The 461-nt window shown below is 47.7% G+C and carries 1 protein-coding gene; it reads left to right on the top strand.

The genetic code is table 11. The features are described 5' to 3' along the window. On the top strand, positions 1 to 461 hold a 461-nt coding region (locus tag A3761_RS05510), incomplete at both ends, for a GTP-binding protein (protein WP_156491632.1).

Raw genomic sequence — 461 nt, 5'->3', positions numbered from 1 at the left:
ACAGCATATTGGTGCTTATCACGTAGAGACCGGTCATGGCATGATCACCTTCCTGGATACGCCAGGACACGCAGCCTTTACAGCTATGCGTGCACGTGGTGCGAGCAGTACTGATATTGTTATTCTGGTTGTAGCAGCCGATGATGGCATGATGCCACAAACCGAAGAAGCGATTCAGCATGCGCGATCAGCAAATATGCCGATCGTTGTTGCGGTAAACAAAATGGATAAAGAGCAAGCAGATCCTGATCGTGTTAAAAATGAACTAGCGACGAAAGAAGTTATCCCCGAAGACTGGGGTGGCGATGTCCAGTTTGTAAACGTTTCTGCGCATACCGGTGAAGGTATTGATGCTTTGCTTGATGCTGTATTGCTTCAAGCTGAGCTTCTAGAGTTAACAGCTGCCAAGAACGTTCCGGCAAAAGGTGTTGTTGTGGAATCTAGCCTTGATAAAGGCCGTG

Source organism: Oleiphilus sp. HI0123, from assembly GCF_001635315.1.
This window is presented reverse-complemented; position numbering and strand designations above follow the sequence as displayed.